The organism is Mycolicibacterium celeriflavum, from assembly GCF_010731795.1.
Classification (GTDB): Bacteria; Actinomycetota; Actinomycetes; order Mycobacteriales; family Mycobacteriaceae; genus Mycobacterium; species Mycobacterium celeriflavum.
Map to the genome: position 1 here is coordinate 282932 of NZ_AP022591.1, position 21530 is coordinate 304461.

Consider the following 21530-nt stretch of genomic DNA (forward strand, 5'->3'; position numbering starts at 1 on the left):
CTTTACGCGACCTCGTCGGAGACGGCCTCGTGTTCTGGCCGGTCGGGACCCGTTATGGGCACATCGGACGCCGCCGACTCAGGATCGGGCGCCGGTTCGGGAAGCCACCAGGGTTGCGGCTGCTTCATCGCCCAGCCGTTGATCGCCTCCAACTCCGCGGCCAGCGAGATCAGCAGCGGCTCGCTGTTCGCCGGTCCCATCAACTGCACGCCGATGGGCAAGCCGTCGCTGGTGAAGCCGGCGGGCACGTTGATCGACGGCCAGCCCAGCAGATTCCACGGCCAGGTGACCGGGCAGGCCTTGATCATCGTGCGGTCGGTCGACAGCCCACCGAGGTGGTCGAACTCGTGCACCTTGGGCGGGGGCTGCGCGGTGGTCGGCGCCAACACCACGTCGGTGATGTTGAAGAGGTAGCCGATCCGGCGGTGCGCGTGGGCTTCACGGGCCCGGGCCTTGCGCAACACGTGCTCGGAGAGCAACCGGCCCATGCGCATGTTGGCCTTGGTCCGCTTGTCGAGCGTGACGTCATGGCCGAGTCGGTCCGCCCAGTCCAGCAGCCCCGACGTCGACCTGGACAGGAAGTTCCACGACATGCCGAGCGTGTACTCGGGGTCCGCGGCGACGATGGTGTGCCCGAGTTGTTGGAGTTGTTCGGCGACGACGTCCATCGCCGCGCGGATCTCCGGATGCAGCGTGGCCCGGAACACCGTGAACGGAAACTTCGTCGACATCGCGATGCGCAGCGGGCCGGGTGCCTGCGCGACGCACTCCGAAACGTTCACCGGCGGTGGCTGATGGCGATCGCCCGCGGCGTTTCCGGACGCGGCGTCGAGCACCAGTGCGGCGTCGGTGACGGTGCGGGCCAGCACGCCGTTGACAGTGATGCCGTTGAACGCCTCCGGCAGCGGCCACGTCGAGATGCGGCCGCGCTGAGGTTTGATGCCGACCAGATGCGTCCACGCCGCGGGGATGCGCACGCTGCCCGCGCCGTCGGAACCGATCGCGGCGGTCACCAGCCCCGCCGCCACCGCCGCGGCGCTACCGCCCGACGATCCACCGGGAGTGTGCTCGCGTGACCACGGGTTGCGTGTGTGTCCGAACGCCGGCCCGCTGGTGAACGGCCACTGACCCAGTTCGCAGGTGTTGGTCTTGCCGACGATGACGGCGCCCGCCGATCGCAACCGCCGCACCACCTCGGCGTCTTTCGCGGCGGGCCGGACGGCACCGTCGGCGCCGAATCGGGTCGGCACCCCGGCGACATCGACGTCGTCTTTGACCGCGATCGGGATGCCCAAGAGCGGATGTTTCGAAAGATCCTGGCCCGCGGCACGTTTGCGGTCCGCACGAGCGGCATCGGCCAGCGCCCGTTCGGTGAACACCACGCGGAACGCGTTGAGCGTCGGCTGGCTGGCCGTGATGGCGTCGAGCGAGCGCTGGACCAGTTCCACCGACGTGACGGAGCCGCTCGCGAGCTGGAAAAGCTGTTGAGTCAGAGTGGGGAATCGCGCGTTGTTGACCATCGCTTAAGAGGATATCGGCGGTGCGAATCGGAATCTGACGGATGGTGGTGGGAGACTGAACCGATGCGGCTGTATCGGGACCGGGCGGTGGTGGTTCGCCAGCACAAGCTCGGCGAGGCCGACCGGATCGTGACACTTCTGACCCGCGAGCACGGGTTGGTACGGGCGGTGGCCAAGGGGGTGCGGCGCACCCGCAGCAAGTTCGGCGCCAGGCTGGAGCCGTTCGCGCACATCGACGTTCAGCTGCATCCCGGCCGGAATCTCGACATCGTCACCCAGGTGCAGGCCATCGACGCGTTCGCCTCCGACATCGTCAGCGACTACGGCCGCTACACCTGCGCATGCGCGGTGCTGGAGACAGCCGAACGCCTGGCCGGTGAGGAACGCGCCCCGACGCCTGCGCTGCACCGACTCACGGTGGCCGCGTTGCGGGCGGTGGCCGACGGCGGCCGTCCCCGTGAGCTGGTGCTGGACGCCTACTTGTTGCGGGCCATGGGGATCGCGGGGTGGGCCCCGGCGTTGACCGAATGCGCCCGGTGTGCTGCGCCGGGTCCACACCGGGCCTTCCACGTGGCGGCGGGGGGCAGCGTGTGCGTGCACTGCCGGCCGTCGGGGTCGGTGACACCGCCCCAGGGCGTACTGGACTTGATGGCTGCGCTGCACGACGGGGACTGGGAGCACGCCGAGACGTCGACGTCGTCGCACCGCAGCCAGGCCAGCGGGCTGGTCGCCGCGCATCTGCAGTGGCATCTGGAGCGCCAGCTACGGACGTTGCCGCTGGTCGAACGGGTGTACCGGGTTGATAGGACCCTCGCCGATCATCGCACCGCGGTGGTGGTCGATCAGCATGTGTCGCTGGTCGGGCAGGATGTGCCCCATGGCAAGCGAACGGGCTGGGCGGAGGAAGGCCCCGGCAACCTACCCACAGCTGCCCCCGGCGCCTGACGACTACCCGACGTTCCCCGACAAGTCGACGTGGCCCGTCGTCTTCCCCGAGATACCGGCAGGCACCAACGGCCGGTTCGCCCGCCCGCCTCAGCACACTTCCAAGGAGGCCGCACCTCGGATCCCGGCCGACCAGGTGCCCCGCCACGTCGCCGTCGTCATGGACGGCAACGGGCGCTGGGCCACCCAGCGTGGCCTGCACCGCACCGAGGGCCACAAGATGGGCGAGGCCGTGCTCATCGACATCACTTGCGGCGCAATCGAAATCGGCATCAAGCACCTGACGGTGTATGCCTTCTCCACCGAGAATTGGAACCGCAGCACCGAGGAGGTGCGCTTCCTGATGGGGTTCAACCGCGAAGTGGTGCGTCGGCGCAGGGAGAACCTCAACGACATGGGCGTGCGGATGCGCTGGGTCGGTTCGCGACCCCGGATGTGGCGCAGCGTGATCAAGGAGTTCGACATCGCCGAGCAGATGACCGTCGGCAACGACGTCATCACGATCAACTACTGCGTCAACTACGGCGGCCGCACCGAGATCGTCGAGGCGACGCGCGAGCTCGCGCAGCTGGCGGCGGACGGCAAGATCAAGCCGAACCGCATCAGCGAGGCCACTTTCGCCAAGCATCTGCACCGCTCCGATATCCCCGACGTCGACCTGTTCATCCGGACCTCGGGGGAGCAGCGGGCCAGCAACTTCCTGCTGTGGCAGGCGGCATACGCCGAATTCGTGTTCCAGGACAAGCTGTGGCCGGACTACGACCGCCGCGATCTGTGGGCCGCCTGCGAGGAGTACGTCAACCGCAACCGACGCTTCGGCAGAGCCGAATGATGTACCTGAGCGGCAGGGCGTGATGGCGCTGCAAGATCGGCTCGGCGAGATCCTCGAGGGGGTGCTGCCCGTCACGCGCGAGGACGACGGCGCGGTGACCGTCCATCACGACGAGACGTTCGCGTCGCTGCGCACGGTTCCGGTCGCCGAAGGACTCGAGCTGGTGTCGCTCACCCAGATCCTGGCCTGGGACCTGCCGTTGGACGCCAAGCTGCGGGCCAAGGTCGCCGAGCATGCCCACAACACGCTGCTGGGCACGGTGTCGCTGGCGGCCAAGAGCGTCCCCAAGGAGGTCGCCGCGGGGGCCAAGCGCAACTCCAAGAAGGCCGCGGATGTGCTGCTGCGCTACAACTTTCCCGCCGCCGGGTTGACCGACGACGCGCTGCGCACGCTGATCCTCATGGTGCTGGCCACGGGTTCCGAGGTGCGTCGCGCGTTAGTCGGCTGAACCGTTTCTCGCCGCGCAATCGGCGCAGACGCCGAAAATCTCGATCGTGTGGCTGACATCGGAGAAGCCGTGCTCATGAGCGACGTCAGCGGCCCACGTTTCGACGTCGCCGCCCTGGATCTCCACTGTCGAACCGCAAACTCGGCACACCAGGTGGTGATGGTGGTCCTCCGAGCAGCGCCGGTACACCGACTCGCCGGTGTCGGTGCGCAACGTGTCGACGACCCCGGCGGCCGCCATCTGCTGCAGGGTGCGGTAGACCGTGGTCAGCCCGATGCCTTCACCGCGGCGCCGCAACTCGTCGTGCAGCTCCTGGGCGGAGCGAAAGTCGTCGAGGTTCTCCAGCAGCGCCGCGATGGCCGCCCGCTGGCGGGTGGAACGCACTCCCATGCTCATGGGTGCGTGCTCACTGACCGGCCTCGGCCGCGTGCGTCACCGCCGCGACGACGATCTCGGCGAGGTGGTGATCGACGAGGCGGTACATCACCTCGCGTCCGGACCGTTCGCCGGCCACCACGCCAGCGGCCTTGAGGATCCGCAGGTGCTGGCTGACCAGCGGTTGAGGTACCGCCAGCGCGTCGACGAGTTCGTGCACGCAGCGCGCCGACTCCCGCAGTTGCAGCACGATCGCGATCCGCACCGGCGCGGCCAGTGCCCGCAGCAGGTCGCCGGAGGTGTCGAGCACATCGCGTGGTGGTAGGTCGGGAAACGGTGCGCCGCTGTGTTCGTGGGCGCCCTCGTGTCCGTCAGCCAAAGTGGAAACGATTTTCATTATGATCGCAACAATACATGCGCTTCGATGCATGTCAACGCCGGAGAACGGGCTTCCCGACGCTCGCTAGGCTGTGCAGTCGTGGCTCACTCTTCCTCGATCATCGACACCGTCGCGAACCTGGCCAAGCGGCGCGGCCTGGTCTACCAATCGGGGGAGATCTACGGCGGCACCAAGTCGGCATGGGATTACGGCCCGCTTGGAGTGGAACTGAAGGAGAACATCAAGCGTCAGTGGTGGCGCTCGGTGGTCACCAGCCGCGACGACGTCGTCGGCCTCGACTCGTCGATCATCCTGCCGCGCGAGGTCTGGGTTGCGTCGGGACACGTCGAGGTGTTCAACGATCCGCTGGTCGAGTGCCTCAACTGCCACAAGCGCCACCGGCAGGACCACATGCAGGAGGCGTACGCAGAGAAGCAGGCGAAGAAGGACGGCGTCACGGTCGATCCGGACTCCGTGTCGATGAGCGACATCACCTGCCCGGACTGCGGGACCAAGGGTCAGTGGACCGAGCCGCGCGACTTCAACATGATGCTCAAGACCTACCTCGGACCGATCGAGACCGAGGAAGGGTTGCACTATCTGCGGCCGGAGACCGCGCAGGGCATCTTCGTCAACTTCGCCAATGTCGTTACCACACAACGTAAGAAGCCACCGTTCGGGATCGCCCAGACCGGTAAGAGCTTCCGCAACGAAATCACCCCGGGCAACTTCATCTTCCGGACCCGCGAGTTCGAGCAGATGGAGATGGAATTCTTCGTCGAGCCGTCGACCGCCCGTGAGTGGCACCAATACTGGATCGACGAGCGGCTGCAGTGGTACGTCGAACTCGGCATCGACCGGGACAACCTGCGGCTCTACGAGCACCCGAAAGATAAGCTGTCGCACTACTCCGACCGCACGGTCGACATCGAGTACAAATTCGGCTTCGTCGGCAACCCGTGGGGTGAACTGGAGGGCGTCGCGAACCGCACCGACTTCGATTTGTCCACGCACGCAAAGCATTCCGGCGTCGACCTGTCGTACTACGACCAGGCCAACGACACGCGCTACGTTCCGTATGTGATCGAGCCGGCAGCCGGGTTGACGCGGTCGTTCATGGCGTTTCTCGTCGACGCGTACGCCGAGGACGAGGCGCCCAACGCCAAGGGCGGCGTCGACAAGCGCACCGTGCTACGGCTGGATCCGCGGCTCGCGCCGGTCAAGGCGGCGGTGCTGCCGCTGTCGCGCAATGAGGCGCTGTCGCCCAAGGCGCGCGACCTCGCCGCCGAACTGCGTAAGCACTGGAACGTCGAGTTCGACGACGCCGGAGCGATCGGCCGCCGCTACCGCCGCCAGGATGAGATCGGCACCCCGTTCTGCGTGACGGTCGATTTCGACTCGCTCGAGGACCAGGCAGTGACGATCCGCGAGCGCGACGCGATGACACAGGACCGCGTCGCGCTCGACAATGTCACCGACTACCTCGCCGTTCGCCTCAAGGGCTGCTGACCCCTTCGGCCTTTGGCCTTCGCCTTCAGCCTTCGGCGCGAGCGGGCGTGTTTGTCCACGACACGCCGCTGTTTTGCGGCATCCTGCGCACGCTCACCCCGTCACGAGCGTGCGCAGCCGCTGACATTGCGCGGCGTGGCGTGTGCAAACACGCCCGCTCGCGCAAACCGGGGCGGGTCAAAACCGGCCGCCGCCGCCGAACATTTCGCCCCCGCCGGAGCCGCCGAACGAACCGGGACTGAATCCGCCGTCGCCGAAACCACCGCCGAAGCCGCCGCCGAAACCACCGCGCATTCCCCCGCTGAGGATGTTGCCGATCAAGATGCCGCCGATGATCGCGCCCATGTTGCCCCCACCGCCCCCGCCGCCGTATGGACCACCCATATACGAGTGTCGTGCGTTCTGCATATCTGCGTTGGCGAGGGATTGAGCCTGCGACGCCAGCATCGCCGCGCCGTTGGCGTGTGCGATGGCCCCCGCCGGATCCGTCGACCTCTTCTCCTCGGCCGCGCCGATCTGCCGGACGGCCTCGGCCAGTCGGGTGCGGGCCTCCGGTCCGACGATGCCGCGGCGGGTGTCGATGAAATCCGACACCGATCGAACCCGCGATCGGGCAGTGAACAGCGCCTCGTCCAGCGCCCGGTTGAGTCGCTCGGCCGCCTCCCGTTCCTGTTCGACCGCGGCCAGCAGCCGGTCCAGATCCGCGTCGGCCTTCGTCAATTCGGTGAAGGAGCCCAGCGGGTCAGCCGAATTCGAGCGCTGCGCGGCCGCCACCGCGGTCGCCGCCGCGTCGCGGGCCTCGGCCAGCTGAGCGGCGTGCGGCACGTTGCCCTGCTGGAGCAGCGCAGCGGCCTGCTTGATGCCGTTCTGAATGTCTTCGATCGCGGCCGGCAGAGTGGCGGCCGCCCGGCGGATGTCACTGGCGGCGCTATCCACCGCGTCCAGCAGCCCTTGCGCCTGGGCCAAGGCGGCCTCGGCCGCACGGACACATTCGACGAGTTCGGTCTGGCGCCCCGCCACCGGCCGCTCGGCGAGATCGCGCCCGCGGCCGATGTTCTGGTCGGCGAAGGTCAGCAGTTCCTTGGCCGCGTCCACGTTGCCGGCCACTGAGCTCAGCGCCGTCGCATCGAATTCGTCGTGCAGTTGCTCGAGCTTCTGCTGCGAGGGACCTAGCCGGGCCGTGATGCCAACCACCTGCTGGGTCAACGCGTCCAGTCGCGACGGCGCGTTGATCACCAGATTCCGCAGGTCTTCGAACGCGTCCCGCTGCGCGTCCAGCTCCCGATCGGCCTTGGCAGCGGCCACCACCACACGAGTCAACAGGTCGCGGCGCTGCGCCGGAGTCTCCGGAATCGCGTCGTCGAGGATCTGCCGGACGTTGAACGCCTGGGCGAGCGTCGTCTTCGCGTTGTTGACCGCACGCGTGAACGGCTCCGTGCGCTCGGTGCCGAATTCCTCTATAGCCAGCTGTAATTCGTGGTCGCTGGTGCGTACGGCGTTGTCGACTTCGACCACCATCGTGCGCGACAGGTCATCGAGGGCATCCAGCGACACCGACGCCAGCGCATGGGGATCGGTCGGATCCACCCGGCGTGCCGCGGCGAACTCGGCCTCCCGACGCTTGCGCCGCCGCCGTCGTCTCCAGAACATCAACAACACCACCGCAAGCGCGATCACCCCCAGCGCCACCAGTAACCCGAACCAGCTGAGCTTCGAATCCGCATCAGCGGACTGAGCGAGACCTTCGGCCGCCGCCACCGCCGCGCCGGCCCAATCACCCTGCCGCAGTGCGGGTTCGATGTCGTTGCGCCGCAGGCTTTGCACCCGGCTGGAACTCAGTTCGGTGGCGCTGTCGGGCACCATGAAGGCATACCCACGATCGACTGTCGAGACGGCGAGCAGCGCGTCGAAATCACCCAGGTCACTCACCCGCATCGCGTTACGCGCCCAAGTCTGCGCGGACTGGCCGGAGAACGACTCGACGTAGACGACCCACAACCGGGTCTTGCTGCTCGCGTACAGCTCGTCGATCGCCGAGGTCACCTGTGCACGGCCGGCAGCGTTCAGCACGCCCGCGTTGTCGGTGACGTACCCCGGAAGTCGGAACGGAGGCTCAGCCGAGGCCGTCGGCGCGACAAGCGCAGCGGCGGCGACCGTGGCGAGCACGAGGGTCAGCAAGCGGACGAGGCGCATGCTCGTCAATCTAATGTGCGGCACGGTCCGCGCGGTTGGTGCTGGCAGACTATTCGTCGGTGACAGCGCACGGGGATACCTACGACGAGTTCGACCGCGAGCGACGGGCGGTCGAGCCACCGAAGGGTGCCGCGCTGCCGGGCACCGACAATCAGCACCGGACCGATTTCGCGCGGGACAGGGCCCGGGTGCTGCACTGCGCGGCGCTGCGCCGGCTGGCCGACAAGACGCAGGTGGTCGGGCCGCGCCAGGGCGAGACGCCGCGCACGCGGCTGACCCACTCGCTGGAAGTCGCCCAGATCGGGCGCGGGATGGCGATCGGATTGGGCTGCGACCCCGACCTCGTCGACCTCGCCGGGTTGGCACACGACATCGGGCATCCGCCCTACGGGCACAACGGCGAGCGCGCACTGAACGAGATCGCCGCGGACTGCGGCGGCTTCGAGGGCAATGCGCAGAACTTTCGCATCCTCACCCGTCTTGAGCCGAAAGTCGTTGCCGCCGACGGTGAAAGCGCGGGCCTGAACCTCACTCGCGCCGCTCTGGATGCCGTCACCAAGTACCCGTGGCGGCGTGGCGCGCGGTCGGCCAAGTTCGGTTTCTACGAGGACGACGTGCCCGCCGCCGAGTGGGTTCGCACCGGTGCACCCGCAGACAAACCCTGCCTGGAGGCCCAGGTGATGGACTGGGCCGACGACGTCGCCTATTCCGTGCACGATGTCGAGGACGGTGTGGTGTCCGGTCGCATCGACATGCGAGTGCTGGCCGACGGCGACGCGGCCGCCGAGTTGGGCCGGCTGGGGGAGGCGAGCGGGATGGGCGCCGGGCTGCGGTCCGACGATCTGGTCGCCGCGGCGGCGCGGCTGTCCAACCTGCCGGTCGTGGCGGCGGTCGGCAAGTACGACGGAACCCTGGCGGCATCCGTCGCGCTCAAACGGTTGACCAGCGAATTGGTCGGCCGGTTCGCTTCCGCCGCCATCGCGGCCACCCGCGAGGAATCCGGACCGGGTCCGGTGGTCCGCTACCGGGCCGATCTGCGCGTTCCGGAACTGCTCCGGGCTGAAGTCGCGGTGCTCAAGATCCTGGCGCTGCAGTTCATCATGTCCGACCCTCGGCATCTGGATCTGCAGGCACGGCAGCGCGAGCGCGTTCACCGGGTGGTGGCGTGGCTGGCCGCGGGCGCACCGGCGACGCTCGATCCGATCTTCGTTCCGGCGTTCAACGCCGCCGGCGACGACGGTGCGCGGCTGCGGGTGGTCATCGACCAGGTGGCGTCGTTCACCGAAGGTCGTTTGGAGCGGTTGGAACCGGCCTAAGCGTGATCGCGCCCGACCCCGGGCGCTCTAGACTGGCCCGGTGGCCGGCCGCATTCCTGATCGCGACATCGCGGCCATTCGTGACCAGGTTCGCATCGAGGACGTCGTCGGCGATTACGTGCAGCTTCGGCGGGCCGGCGCGGACTCGATGAAGGGGCTGTGTCCGTTCCACGACGAGAAGTCGCCGTCGTTTCACGTGCGGCCCAATCACGGCCACTTCCACTGTTTCGGCTGCGGTGAGGGTGGCGACGTCTACGCCTTCGTCCAGAAGATCGAGCACGTCAGCTTCGTCGAATCGGTCGAACTGCTCGCCGACCGCGTCGGCTACACGATCACCTACACCGGCGCGTCGACCACGAACGTGCAGCGCGACCGTGGCAGCCGCAGCCGGTTGCTGGCCGCCAACGCGGCTGCGCAGGAGTTCTACGCGACAGCGCTGGAGTCCGATGAGGCCGCGCTGGCCCGCCAATACCTGATCGAGCGCAACTTCGACGCCGAGGCGGCCAAGCGCTTCGGCTGCGGTTTCGCTCCGTCGGGTTGGGACACGCTGACAAAGCACCTGCTGCGCAAGGGTTTCGAATTCAAGGAGCTGGAGGCGGCCGGCCTGTCCCGCGAAGGCAAGCGCGGGCCGATGGACCGTTTCCACCGCAGGCTGCTGTGGCCGATCAGGGCCAGCGGCGGCGAGGTGATCGGTTTCGGTGCGCGCCGCATCTTCGACGACGACCCGATGGAAGCCAAGTACGTCAACACCCCCGAAACCGTGCTGTACAAGAAGTCCTCGGTGCTGTTCGGCCTGGACCTGGCCAAGCGCGACATCGCCAAAGGGCATCAGGCCGTGGTGGTCGAGGGCTACACCGACGTGATGGCCATGCACCTGTCCGGGGTGACGACGGCGGTCGCGTCCTGCGGAACCGCGTTCGGCGACGAGCACCTGTCGATGCTGCGGCGACTGATGATGGACGACAACTTCTTTCGCGGTGAGCTGATCTACGTCTTCGATGGGGACGCCGCGGGCCGCGCGGCGGCGATCAAGGCGTTCGAGGGTGAACAGAACCTGGCCGGCCAGTCGTTCGTGGCGGTGGCCTCGGAAGATGAATTGGCCGGGATGGATCCGTGTGACATCCGGCTTCATTTCGGCGAAGGTGCGCTCCGCGATCTGGTGGCGCGACGAACTCCGTTGTTCGAGTTCGCGATTCGCACCGCACTGGCCGAGCACGATCTCGATAGCGCAGAGGGCCGGGTGTCGGCGCTACGCCGGTGTGTACCGATGGTCGCGCGCATCAAGGAGCCGATGCTGCGCGACGAGTACGCCCGCCGGCTGTCGGGCTGGGTCGGCTGGGCCGACGACACGCAGGTGTTGACGCGGGTTCGCGAGGAGGCCCAGAAGCGCGGGCTGCCAGAACGCGGCGGACGACGGCGCGGCGTCACCGAGCAGGCGCAGCCTCGCAGACCTCGCACCCCGGAAGCGGGGCCGCGGCCCGATCCGGCCGATCCGACGCTGTGGCCGCAGCGCGAAGCGCTCAAATCCGCGCTGCAGTATCCGGCGTTGGCGGGCCCGGTATTCGACTCGCTGACCGTCGAGAGCTTCACACATCCGGGTTATGCCGCTGTGCGGTCGGCCATCGAGGACGCGGGCGGGACGTCGGCAGGCCGGTCCGGCGCGGAATGGATCGAGATGGTCCGCTCCAAGGTCGCGACGCCCGTGGCGGCGAACCTGGTCAACGAACTCGGGGTGGAGGCCATCAACGTCGTCGACGACGAGCGGTTGCCGCGCTACATCGGCGGCGTCCTGGCCCGGCTGCAGGAAGTGTGGGTGGGCCGCCAGATCGCCGAGGTCAAGTCCAAGCTGCAGCGCATGTCGCCGGTTGAGCAGGGCGACGAGTATCACGCGCTGTTCGGAGACCTGGTCGCGATGGAGGCTTACCGCCGCAGCCTGCTGGAACAGGCGAGCGGCGACGACATCTCTGCGTAGCACTCGGTAACGCGATAGGGTGAGCGCGCTATGAAACCGTTGGGAACGGTCAGGAAGGCGGGCACGTGACATCGACCAATATTCGGGCGCGCCGGCTCGTCGCTGCAGGAGCGTTCGCGGTGGCTGCGGTCGCGGCTCCGTTCGCGGCATCCGTCCTGGGATCGACTGCATCCGAGCTCCAGGCCGCCCCGGCCTGCCTGGCATGGTTCGGCAACAAGGAGGACGGCAAGTGCCTGTCCTACTCCAACGGCAACGGCGTCAACGTCGGCACACCGGAGGTCGGCCTCAACGGATCTGATGGGGTCGGCATCAACACCTCACCCATGTTCCCCGGTCAGACCATCAACGACCCGTACCGTTAACGGACCTTCCCTGCTGCGCCGCCTCCGGGCCGATCACCGTCGTCCCGTTGTCGATCTCTGTCAACGTGACCATCGGCGCATCGGGCGATACCCGATCGGCGATCCTGCGCCGACCGGCGTCGATCACGGCCTTGGCCGTCGGGCTCTCGGTGACCGCCTTGTAGGTTCCGGCGATCTGCTCATATCGGCGGCGGCCGGCCTTCGAGCCCAGTACATAGCCGACACCCAATACGACGAAATACCCGATCACAGGGTCCCTTCCAGACGACGGTGCGTTCGGTCCCATCCTGCCTCACGTCCTTGGAGCGCGCGCGGGGCGACGGCGTATTGGCGGGCCCTGCGAGACGTAGGCTAGAGTCAACCCCCGGCCCGCACACTAGCGTGTTCGCGGGTGAGCAGTCCCCTGTAGCTCAATTGGCAGAGCATTCGGCTGTTAACCGAAGGGTTGCTGGTTCGAGTCCAGCCGGGGGAGCAGACGTAATTCCGGGTCAAAGCCGGTTTTACCGCCTCGTTCCCCGATGGGCTATTCAAGGGCTATCACGTCCTAGCAGAGTCCTTCGCTGGCCACTAACTCACACCCACCGCCGCCCTATGCCCTGGCGGGCCGACTGTGCCTTCGCAGTCCTGCGTGGCGTCATCCGGTAACCACGACGGACTAGGGGCTAGCGTCTTTTGCGTTTGTGGCCCGCGCCGATTTTTGTGGTGTCTCGGAGTGCGGTGGTTGCCGCGAATGCCTGCGCGGGTGTGGCGCCGCGCAGCGCGCGGTGGGGCCGTTCTGGTTGTAAAGCTCACGGAAGCGGGCCAGCTCGGCGTTGCACTCGGCCATGGTGGTCGAGGCCGGTTGTGCGCGTAGCCATTTCTTGAGGGTCTGCCAGAAGCGTTCGATCTTGCTGCACGTCTGGGGATGGTGTGGGGTGGAGTTGATGGCGCGGGTGCCCAGGGCGCGGGAGTGATCGTCGAGAGTGCCGGCGATGGCGACTTTCGTTCCATCAGCGAGCCGCCAGCTGGTCCAGTCTGACCTGCCAACATTGGTTGGGTCGCGTGTAGCAGAACCGTTGGATCGCCGAATTGGGGCGTTTTTGCGGTTGCGGCGTGATCAGGCTGTGACGGGTCAAAATTCGCCACACTATTGAGCGCGCCGGAGTGGGCAGTCCCTGGCGTTGCAGCGCCCGCAGGATCGACTGCGGACCGTGGTCTAAGCCCAGCTCAACGAGCTCGTTGCGTTTACGCAGCACCACCTCTTCCACGGCGGTCGGCGTCTTACCTGGGCACGATTTTGGACGACGTGAGCGCTCATGCAGACCGCCGATCCCCTCGGCCAGAAACTGCCGTCGCCACTTGTAGAAACATTTGCCGACTCATCCGATGCTGCCCACAGAACTGCGAAACATTAACAACCTGACCGACATACGCCCTCGCGGCACGGATATCCATCGCCGTCACCTTCTGGACCATGGACCATCCTGGTCCCACGCCCTACCCAGGTGTCAGCGATGTTCCGAGACATACACCTGTCAGCGATGTCCTGAAACAGAACACCCGCACTGGATTTGGCGGCTTTGCCAACTTTGCCGCAACCCGACTTCGTCGCGTTGGCGCAGCGTAATCGCGTCGCTATTAGATTTCTTCGTTGCCAGCGAAGATGGCCTCCCGCTACTTGTGAAGTCCGCCGCGCTGGCTGCCGCAGCGGGTTTGTGGCAATACCGGGTGCCATGGATTACTGTGGCGCAGCCGCTATCTCAGCAACTGGCATGAGTTGTTGCTCAACCAGCCCCACGCATTTATTGTTGTCGCCGGCGACGAACCAGATGTTCGGGCGGCACACCAGATGTTGCAGTCCGATTGCCGAGTGGAGAGGGACTCTGTGCAGCCAGCTGCTGATCGCCTTCACGCCCTTGATGCCGTCCGCGCGTTCGCACTGTTAATTGGCGTCGCAATGCATGTCGTCCCGCCCTGGCTAAAGAATCTGCCGGAGTGGAACTTCGGCGAGACGCCGAGCAACACCGCCGCCGCGATCTGGTTTTTCCCGCACATTTTCCGCATGCCTGTGTTCTTCCTGATCGCCGGCTATTTCGGGCGTCTGTTGGCGGAACGGTACGAAACGAGGAAGTTCATCAAGGACCGCGCGAAGCGCATCGCGATTCCATTGGTCATAACCTTCTTCTTAATCAGCGCCCTGACGGCGGCGGCCTTCGCGCTAGGCTCGCTGGCTTCAGGAATGAGCGTCGCGGACCTGACGGCGCTCGCGCAGGCACGGCGCGAGTACGTGTCGGCCACCGCTGGTGCAGTGCGCGGTGGTGTAACCCTGGGCTATCTCTGGTTCCTGTACTACTTGCTTCTGTTCTACGTGGTAGCGCTCATCCTGCGCGCCACGATCCGCGCGGTAGATCGTGACGGAAACGCCATGTGCGTCATCGACAAAATGCTCGGCATCTTGATGCGCACCGGCCTCGCCGCCGTCGCGTTTGCTCTGCCCGTCGCCGCCTGGTACGTCTTCAAGTGGCACGACTGGGCCCAATGGCAAGGCCTGCCCGCGCCGCAGTCCATCATCCCGAGCATCCCGGCATTGCTAGCCTATGGACTTAGCTTCGCCGTCGGCTGGCTGCTACACCGCCAATCTCACGTGCTCCTGCAGCTTCGCACGCGCTGGGTGGTGTACTCCCTCGCCGCGATCGTGCTCGCCGTCGCATGTTATTTGATCGCAGGCCCGACACCGCAGTGGTCGCCCCACCTCGACGGTTGGCAACTACATATTTACGCGGCGGCATACCTGATGGCGAGCTGGTGTGCGAGTTTCGCACTTATCGGGTTGGCGTTGCGATTCCTATCGAACGCCAGTCCCGTGCGCCGCTACGTGGCAGATTCTTCGTACTGGGTGTACCTGATGCATCCGGTGTCGATCATCTTCTTCATGCAATTGCTGCGTCCGCTCGGCTGGCACTGGAGCGTGAGATTCACGATCACTTTAGCCGCCTCGGTGCTTGTGCTGCTATTGAGCTATCACGCGTTCGTGCGCTTCACGTTCATAGGCGCGACACTCAACGGCCGCCGCCGCCCGCGCCAATCCGCGCCAGAAGACGCCCGCACCGTCGGAGTCTTCAGGGATTGGACACGGGGTTTCGGGCGAACGTGGGCATCGAAGATTCGCGCACGGTCACACAATCACAGCCCCGACACCGATTCCGCGGACGCGGTGTCAACTGATTCGAGTCCAGGAGGTGGGGCAGAAATGCCCAATTCCGGCGAACCCGCGCACGCGTTTCGGGGATACCGACCTCGCGACGATGGTAGGTTCCATCGCGATTAGATACACCAGACTCGCAATAGACCGCATTTGCGAGCTGGCGAAGGGCTCGTTTTGTGAGCGCATCGGTAAAAGGGGGGTCGATGCTCCGCGAGAAATACGACGAGGCCGCCACTGTCCACGGCGAGTACGAATGGTGGGCGCCTGGTGTGGATTCAGCTGACCCCACCGGACAAGATCGGCAATCCCGACGCGCTGCAGCCCTGAAAGTTTCCGCATTGCGGACCTTCGGCGGGCTGGCATTTGCTGCGGTCTTATGGCTGCTCGATTTACAGCTCGGAGCCGCTCTGCTTACGTTGGTGGTGATCGGGCTCGCAGTGGTTGCGGTCGCTTGGCCTGCCGTGGGGCGGACGATCGACGCGGGCATCTCCAGAGTGGCGGCGTGGGTCGGGCGACTCCTGTCGACGGTGGTATTGGCGATCGTCTATTTCGTCGTGATAGTGCCGGTGTCGCTCTGTCTCCGCCTCTTCGGTCGCAACCTTCTTGCTTCACCCGGCGTCAGCCCCGACAGCACCTGGGTTATCAAGCCACGGGTCTCGGATCAAGCGATGGCTCGCCGCCAATTCGCCGTCGAACCGGAATTATCGGTTTCGAAACCGAGAGGACGGGCCGCCACAGCAAGACACCTTGCGGTGATGACGTTTCGTGCAGCGGTGTTGTTGGTGGCCGTTGATCTTATTGTTGGGATGGCATTCCCGCACTGGGCCCCCCACGGCGGGGTACGCGTTGGGGGCAAACTAGGCACGTGGGACGACATCTTCACCGCACAGATCTCCTCAGCCGCTATGGCGGCGGATCAACAGTGGGCTGCCGACTGGTTCAATGAGTTCAAAAATATCTACACACACAACGCTTATGTGCCGCTGTTGGGCATGGTGAATCCGGACCACCAAGGTAACTACATCAACATCGTCGACCGCGCTCGCAGGACCTATGTCGCTGAGAGAGTCGGCGACGACGCCACCTCGGTGTATTTCTTCGGCGGCTCGACAACGTGGGGCTACGGTCAACGCGATCTGTACACGCTCCCCTCCCAGGTGGCTCGACTCGCCGAAGAGGACGGTGTTCCGGTCCGGGTCAGCAACTACGGTCAGGTCGCATGGAGCATCTGGCAGGAACTCGGGCTGCTCCAACAGTTGCTCAGTGAGGGGCACATACCCGACGTGGCGGTTTTCTACGACGGTGCGAATGACGTTGCCGAGCAGGTTGAAGGACTGACGACCGACCCGACCTACCCGGGCGGAAACTACGTAAGTCAGGCGGTGGAACGGGCGCGGATGCGTGGCGGGATAGCCGGCCTCAAGGATTCTCTCGCGGGTTTCTACGCTAACCACAGCATTCTGACACGTATCGCCCTGACGTCGAATTCCAGACAGGGTGGGCCGGCACCAACTCCGGAGCTGGCCCAAGAACGGGCTCGCAACGCTGTGCGGCTCTACGAAAGGGCGGTCGAGGTCATCGAAGGCTTGGCAAAGAGCTACGGGTTCAAGGCCGTGTTCGTCTGGCAGCCACTTGCATATACCACTGAAGGCGGTGATGCCGAACGCTTCGCGAGCCCCGACGATTGGGGACTCGGGGCGGCTTACGTCGACGCGACAGAACTCATGGCTCCGCCGATCATCAACCTCGCCGATGTACTAGACGGCGAGAAGCAAGCCGTGTTCATCGACAACGCGCACACCAACGAACTGGGCGCTGAACTTGTTGCGCGAGCAATATATCCACACATCGGGTTGAAGCGATGAACATCCTTGGAATCAGCGCCTACTACCATGACTCGGCTGCCGCCTTGGTCCGAGATGGTCAAATCATTGCGGCCGCGCAGGAGGAACGCTTCACCCGCGTCAAGCACGACGCGGGATTCCCGAAGAACTCCATCGCGTATTGCCTCCGTGCGGGCGGCGTCGACCACGCCGGGATCGATGCAATTGCTTTCTACGAGAAGCCGATAACGAGGTTTATCCGTCTTATCAAGACGTACGGTGCCGTCACCCCCCGGGGCTTTCGATCGTTTCAGACGGCGCTCCCGCTGTGGTTGAGAACGAAACTCTGGATCACCTACGAAATCGAACGCAACCTGAAAGCGCTCGGCTATCAGACGCCATCGGAGCTCTACTTTACCGAGCATCATGAGAGTCACGCCGCAAGCGCCTTCTATCCCTCGCCATTCGAGTCGGCTGCTGTACTGACGATGGACGGAGTCGGCGAGTGGGCAACGGCGAGCATCGGCCGCGGGGACGGCAATCAGCTGCAGATCCACCGCGAAATGCGGTTCCCACACTCGGTGGGGCTGCTCTACTCGGCGTTCACCTACTTCTGTGGGTTCCGAGTCAACTCAGGCGAATACAAGCTTATGGGCCTCGCACCGTATGGTGAGCCGGCCTATGTCGATCTCATTACCGACAATCTTGTCGACATCCACAACGACGGCTCAATCGAACTGAATCTCAAGTACTTTGACTTTCTGGGCGGCCTTACGATGACAAACGATCGTTTCGCCGAACTTTTCGGCGGCCCCCCGCGTCCTCCGGAAGGTGCCATCACACGAAGGGAGATGGATATCGCCCGCTCCATCCAGGAGGTCACAGAAGAGATCGTGATGAGGATGGCCGCGACCGCGGCCGCGGTGACAGGCGAGAAGAACCTGTGCCTGGCGGGTGGTGTCGCCCTCAACAGTGTCGCAAACGGAAGGCTGCTCCGCGAAGGGCCGTTCACCGACCTCTGGATACAGCCGGCGGCTGGGGACGCCGGAGGTTCAATAGGAGCTGCGTTGCACACGTGGTATCAGACCGCCGGTAATCCTCGACCCGTCACCGGTGACTGTATGCAGGGGGCATATCTCGGGCCTGAGTTCTCAGCCGGCGAAATTGCTGCCTATTTATCCGCCCGAGGCTACCCGTTCGAAACGGTGGCGGATGCAGATGAGCGCGCCCGCAAGATCGCAGAACTGGTCGCGGAGGGCTACGTCGTGGGCCTGTTCAACGGACGCATGGAGTTCGGACCTCGGGCCCTTGGTAATCGTTCCATCCTTGGCGATGCAAGGTCGCCGGAGATGCAGTCGGTGATGAATCTCAAGATCAAATACCGGGAGTCGTTCCGCCCGTTTGCGCCATCGATTCTCGAAGAACGGGCAAAGGATTATTTCGACCTTGACGTACCGTCCCCCTACATGCTGCTGGTTAGTCCAGTCCGGGAAGAGATACGTACCGTTGCCAGCACCAGTGGATCCGACGAAATTTTGAGTGAGGTCAACAGGGTACGGTCGTCAATCCCCGCGGTTACTCACGTCGACTATTCGGCGCGCATCCAGACTGTCTCGCGCGAAACGAACCCGTTCTACCACAACGTTCTGGCGTCGTTCGAAGAACTGACGGGTTGCCCCGTGGTGGTCAACACCTCGTTCAACATCCGAGGCGAGCCGATCGTCTGCACTCCAGAGGACGCTTACCGGTGTTTCATGAATACCGAAATGGATTACCTAGTCCTCGAGGACCATGTACTAGACAAACGACTGCAGCCTGGCCGGGAGAACCGGGAGTTGTTCACGATTTCGACGGTGCCCGACTGATGCGCCGCGCAGTCCACGCCTGGAGATTGTTGACAGAGTTCGGCAGGTACGCTGTCGTAAATAGGGCCTACTGGGTCATACCCCTGATCATATTGTTGCTGGGTGTCGCGGGATTCATCGGCGTGGTCCAGATTACTGTTCCATTCACGCTGTACGCGCTTTTCTGAACTACTGCTCGGCGCTGACGATCAGCACCCGAATGGGATAGCCACAAAACGAATCGCCGCAAAAGAATACGCACGACACCATAAGTACAGTAAAAAATTCGGTATGCCCCCTTCAGAGCTCGACAACTTCTTCAATAATCATTCCCAGCTTCTGTGCTGCCCGCGCTGCGGCGGCGACGCGCTGGCCATTCAAGGCAACGGCTTCGGCTGCACGCATTGTCACCAGCACTATTCGGCGCGGGACGGCATCCCATCGCTTTTCATTCCGAACGACTGGAGCGATTCGAAGGATGACGTCACCCAGAAGATCAAGGCGTTTTACGAGGCAAACCCATTTCCCAACTACGACGACTTCGACAGCGTCGGAAGCTTGATCGACAAGGCGCGCAAGGCAGTGTTCGCGAAGCTGCTCGACGATCAGATTCCGTACGGCGCGCGTGTGATCGAATGCGGTTGCGGCACGGGACAGCTCACCAACTTTCTCGCCATTCGTCGTACGGTGATCGGCACCGACCTGTGCCTGAACTCGCTGAAAATGGCCACAGCCTTCAAACAGCAGAACGATCTGAAGCGCGCCCAGTTTCTGCAAATGAATCTGTTCAGGCCGGCGTTCAAGCCGGGCACGTTCGATCTGGTGATCTCAAACGGCGTCCTGCACCACACGAGCGATCCGCAGCTGGGTTTTGAGTCAATCGCGCGGCTCGTGCGGCCAGGCGGTTACATCATGATCGGGCTGTATCACAAGTACGGGCGGTTGGTCACTGATATCCGTCGTGTCGCCTTCAATGCCACCAACGATCGCTTCATGTTCCTCGATCGCCACGCCGTGGACGCGCGTGTCAGCACGCAGAAGCGCCGGTCGTGGTTTATGGATCAGTACAAGAACCCACACGAATCGAAGCACACCGTCGGCGAGGTAATCGGTTGGCTGGAGAAGATCGGCTTCGATTTCGTGCACGCTATCCCGAAGACCGAGCCGTTCAGCGGTCTGGCTGAAGACGAGCAACTGTTCCAGCCGGAGCGGCTCGGCAGCACGTTCGAGCGCATGCTGGTGAATCTCGGGATGATGATCACCGGCCATCGCGAGGGTGGGTTCTTCATCATCGTCGCGAGGAGACCGGTGGAGCGAGGGGTCAGGTCATGAACATGGACGCCGCCTCGCACTATGCCGGGCGAGGTCCGAGGCTACGTTCAGTCTCCGGCAATCGGGCCAAAACGCATAAAGAGGTCTTCTGGGACCACGGCAACCGCAGCCCGTAACACCGGGACGCTGGTTAGGCCGGACTGGAGGCGATCGGCTCGATCTGCTCGCATGTGGAATATGGTGGCGCGTGGGGACGACGTCGCCGGTAGCCTGTGTCGAACGAGGACCACCCGGAACCGGTAGCTGCACAGCGGATCCGAGGGTGCAATGACGCGGATGCCCGACGCCGACAGGCCGTCGGTATGCCGCATGGGGGCGGCCCGTGACGGCGCCGCATCTCCGCGCCGATCGCTGGGTGAGCTTCGGGTCGCCGTTGAAGCTGCTCGCACAGGGCATGCGCAACACAGGCATGGCGTCGACCAACTGGCCTGCGGCGCTGCGTAACTCGGCTACGAAGTGCCGCGTTAACAGCAGGAAGTGGTCAGCGCCGGCCAGCTCAGCGCACCGGCAACAGCTGTTGGAGAGCCGAGCCAACGGCTGCAGTTCGAGGGGCAGCCGAGGATGTTCCTCATCGAGTTGACCGGTGACGGCGTGTGGGAGCGCCGCTGACCGCTTGCGCCTGACGCTCGAAGCGGCGCGCCCAGCGCTTGACTGAGCCCGGCGGCATGTCCACGCCGATTTCATCGCAGAGCGGCGGAATGGTGATCATCGATCGCAGCGGGCTGCAGAACGGCGTACCGGGCGACAGCGGATCGGGGCGGGGGCGGCAGAAGCCCGAGCTTCGGCGACCGCGCAGCCTCGATGGACTTCCTCAAGGCGCCGTCCCGTCAGCGCTACTGAGACCAGTCAGGACTGCCCGGTTCGCCACCGATCACAACTACCGTGGTTCGCGGTGCCTCAGGACCGCAATCAAGTTGAATTTGTTGTCCTATTCCGACAATTCGAGGCCGCGAAAGCGGACAATCTGTGCTGGCGGCGAACGGTCTGACTGATCCGGGAGCTGCACACGTGCGGCTCCCCAGACCGGCCACGCTCTCGCGGCCGAATCATCGGATGCGCACGAAGGGTTACGGAAATGTCTGAGCAGGAAAACAAGCAACTCATTCAGCGGGGCTACGAGGCGTTCGCCGCCGGAGACATCGAGACGGTGATGGCGATGTTCGACGACGACATCGAGTGGGTCCAGCCGGGCGAGAGCGCCGTCAGCGGCACCTATCACGGCAAGACCGAGGTGATGGAGTACCTCGGCCGGCTTGCAGAGAAGTCACTGTCCGTCCGGCTCGACCAGCTGGTCGCCGAGGGCGACACCGTCGTCGCGCTCACCGAGATCAGCGTGGAGGGCCAAACTGGCCGCGACGCCGACGTGTTCACGGTTCGCGACGGCAAGACGACCTCGGTGAGGGTCCACGGCGACACCATGCTGATGGAGCGGGTGTACGGCAAGAAAGAGCTGGCCGCCGGCTGAGGGCGGTGGTCGCGCGGGCCCGTCGTCATGT

General features: G+C 64.8%; 20 protein-coding genes and 1 tRNA gene. 14 read left to right on the forward strand and 7 right to left on the reverse strand.

Annotated features, from left to right (window positions below):
• Positions 1–2 precede the first annotated feature (2 nt).
• Complete coding sequence (locus tag G6N18_RS01245) at positions 3–1520, reverse strand: amidase (protein WP_083001234.1); 1518 nt, start codon at positions 1518–1520, stop codon at positions 3–5.
• Between the two features lie 63 nt (positions 1521–1583).
• Here G6N18_RS01245 and recO point away from each other — a divergent pair, with 63 nt between their 5' ends.
• From recO to G6N18_RS01260, 3 genes are read left to right on the forward strand one after another with little or no spacing between them, the layout of a single operon-like run.
• Positions 1584–2465, forward strand: coding sequence for a DNA repair protein RecO (recO, locus tag G6N18_RS01250; RefSeq protein WP_083001232.1), 882 nt, complete (start codon positions 1584–1586; stop codon positions 2463–2465).
• Positions 2398–3297: a decaprenyl diphosphate synthase gene (locus G6N18_RS01255; RefSeq protein ID WP_083001230.1), complete on the forward strand. Its 900-nt coding sequence runs from the start codon at positions 2398–2400 to the stop codon at positions 3295–3297. The genes recO and G6N18_RS01255 overlap by 68 nt, the downstream gene beginning before the upstream one ends.
• Positions 3298–3319: 22 nt before the next feature.
• Entirely contained in the window at positions 3320–3745 is a 426-nt protein-coding gene (locus G6N18_RS01260) for a hypothetical protein (protein ID WP_083001228.1), read from the forward strand.
• Here the strand turns inward: G6N18_RS01260 and G6N18_RS01265 are convergent.
• A complete protein-coding gene (locus G6N18_RS01265) occupies positions 3734–4141 on the reverse strand; it encodes a Fur family transcriptional regulator (protein WP_083001226.1) in 408 nt (135 codons plus the stop codon). The genes G6N18_RS01260 and G6N18_RS01265 overlap by 12 nt on opposite strands.
• Positions 4142–4151: 10 nt before the next feature.
• A complete protein-coding gene (locus G6N18_RS01270; RefSeq protein WP_083001224.1) occupies positions 4152–4517 on the reverse strand; it encodes an ArsR/SmtB family transcription factor in 366 nt (121 codons plus the stop codon).
• An 81-nt stretch (positions 4518–4598) separates the two neighbouring features.
• Between G6N18_RS01270 and G6N18_RS01275 the strand changes: the two genes are divergently transcribed.
• A complete protein-coding gene (locus G6N18_RS01275; RefSeq protein WP_083001222.1) occupies positions 4599–6008 on the forward strand; it encodes a glycine--tRNA ligase in 1410 nt (469 codons plus the stop codon).
• A gap of 177 nt (positions 6009–6185) precedes the next feature.
• On the opposite strand, the gene G6N18_RS01280 is transcribed toward G6N18_RS01275, so the two are convergent.
• Positions 6186–8201: a TPM domain-containing protein gene (locus G6N18_RS01280; RefSeq protein WP_083001220.1), complete on the reverse strand. Its 2016-nt coding sequence runs from the start codon at positions 8199–8201 to the stop codon at positions 6186–6188.
• Positions 8202–8260: 59 nt separating this feature from the next.
• Here G6N18_RS01280 and G6N18_RS01285 point away from each other — a divergent pair, with 59 nt between their 5' ends.
• From G6N18_RS01285 to G6N18_RS01295, 3 genes are all read left to right on the forward strand, one after another.
• The gene (locus G6N18_RS01285) at positions 8261–9517 is read left to right on the forward strand and encodes a deoxyguanosinetriphosphate triphosphohydrolase (RefSeq protein ID WP_083001387.1); all 1257 of its coding nucleotides are present in this window, start codon (positions 8261–8263) and stop codon (positions 9515–9517) included.
• A gap of 40 nt (positions 9518–9557) precedes the next feature.
• Positions 9558–11489 carry a DNA primase gene (dnaG, locus tag G6N18_RS01290; protein ID WP_083001219.1) on the forward strand — a complete coding sequence of 644 codons (1932 nt, stop codon included), beginning with the start codon at positions 9558–9560 and terminating at the stop codon, positions 11487–11489.
• 65 nt (positions 11490–11554) lie between these two features.
• Positions 11555–11851 carry a DUF7155 family protein gene (locus G6N18_RS01295; protein WP_083001218.1) on the forward strand — a complete coding sequence of 99 codons (297 nt, stop codon included), beginning with the start codon at positions 11555–11557 and terminating at the stop codon, positions 11849–11851.
• Here the strand turns inward: G6N18_RS01295 and G6N18_RS01300 are convergent.
• On the reverse strand, positions 11832–12101 hold the full coding sequence (locus tag G6N18_RS01300; protein WP_067225749.1) for a hypothetical protein: 270 nt from the start codon (positions 12099–12101) through the stop codon (positions 11832–11834). The two genes, G6N18_RS01295 and G6N18_RS01300, sit on opposite strands and share 20 nt — an antisense overlap.
• Before the next feature lie 149 nt (positions 12102–12250).
• On the opposite strand from G6N18_RS01300, the gene G6N18_RS01305 reads away from it, so the two are divergent.
• A tRNA-Asn gene (locus G6N18_RS01305) sits at positions 12251–12323 on the forward strand.
• 183 nt (positions 12324–12506) lie between these two features.
• On the opposite strand, the gene G6N18_RS24780 is transcribed toward G6N18_RS01305, so the two are convergent.
• Entirely contained in the window at positions 12507–12920 is a 414-nt protein-coding gene (locus G6N18_RS24780) for an integrase core domain-containing protein (protein ID WP_083001217.1), read from the reverse strand.
• Positions 12841–13173, reverse strand: a complete 333-nt coding sequence (locus G6N18_RS01315) for a helix-turn-helix domain-containing protein (RefSeq protein WP_083001216.1) — start codon at positions 13171–13173, stop codon at positions 12841–12843. The genes G6N18_RS24780 and G6N18_RS01315 overlap by 80 nt, the downstream gene beginning before the upstream one ends.
• 437 nt (positions 13174–13610) lie before the next feature.
• Here G6N18_RS01315 and G6N18_RS01320 point away from each other — a divergent pair, with 437 nt between their 5' ends.
• From G6N18_RS01320 to G6N18_RS01340, 6 genes are all read left to right on the forward strand, one after another.
• Entirely contained in the window at positions 13611–15158 is a 1548-nt protein-coding gene (locus tag G6N18_RS01320) for an acyltransferase family protein (RefSeq protein WP_133052452.1), read from the forward strand.
• A gap of 80 nt (positions 15159–15238) precedes the next feature.
• Positions 15239–16900 (forward strand): SGNH/GDSL hydrolase family protein, encoded by a 1662-nt coding sequence (locus G6N18_RS01325; protein ID WP_133052451.1) that lies wholly within the window; start codon positions 15239–15241, stop codon positions 16898–16900.
• Positions 16897–18723: a carbamoyltransferase family protein gene (locus G6N18_RS01330; protein ID WP_083001213.1), complete on the forward strand. Its 1827-nt coding sequence runs from the start codon at positions 16897–16899 to the stop codon at positions 18721–18723. The genes G6N18_RS01325 and G6N18_RS01330 overlap by 4 nt, the downstream gene beginning before the upstream one ends.
• Before the next feature lie 270 nt (positions 18724–18993).
• Positions 18994–20034 carry a class I SAM-dependent methyltransferase gene (locus tag G6N18_RS01335; RefSeq protein WP_083001211.1) on the forward strand — a complete coding sequence of 347 codons (1041 nt, stop codon included), beginning with the start codon at positions 18994–18996 and terminating at the stop codon, positions 20032–20034.
• A 477-nt stretch (positions 20035–20511) separates the two neighbouring features.
• On the forward strand, positions 20512–20643 hold the full coding sequence (locus G6N18_RS24700; protein ID WP_264007137.1) for a hypothetical protein: 132 nt from the start codon (positions 20512–20514) through the stop codon (positions 20641–20643).
• Positions 20644–21109: 466 nt separating this feature from the next.
• Positions 21110–21499, forward strand: a complete 390-nt coding sequence (locus G6N18_RS01340) for a nuclear transport factor 2 family protein (RefSeq protein WP_083001209.1) — start codon at positions 21110–21112, stop codon at positions 21497–21499.
• Positions 21500–21530 lie beyond the last annotated feature (31 nt).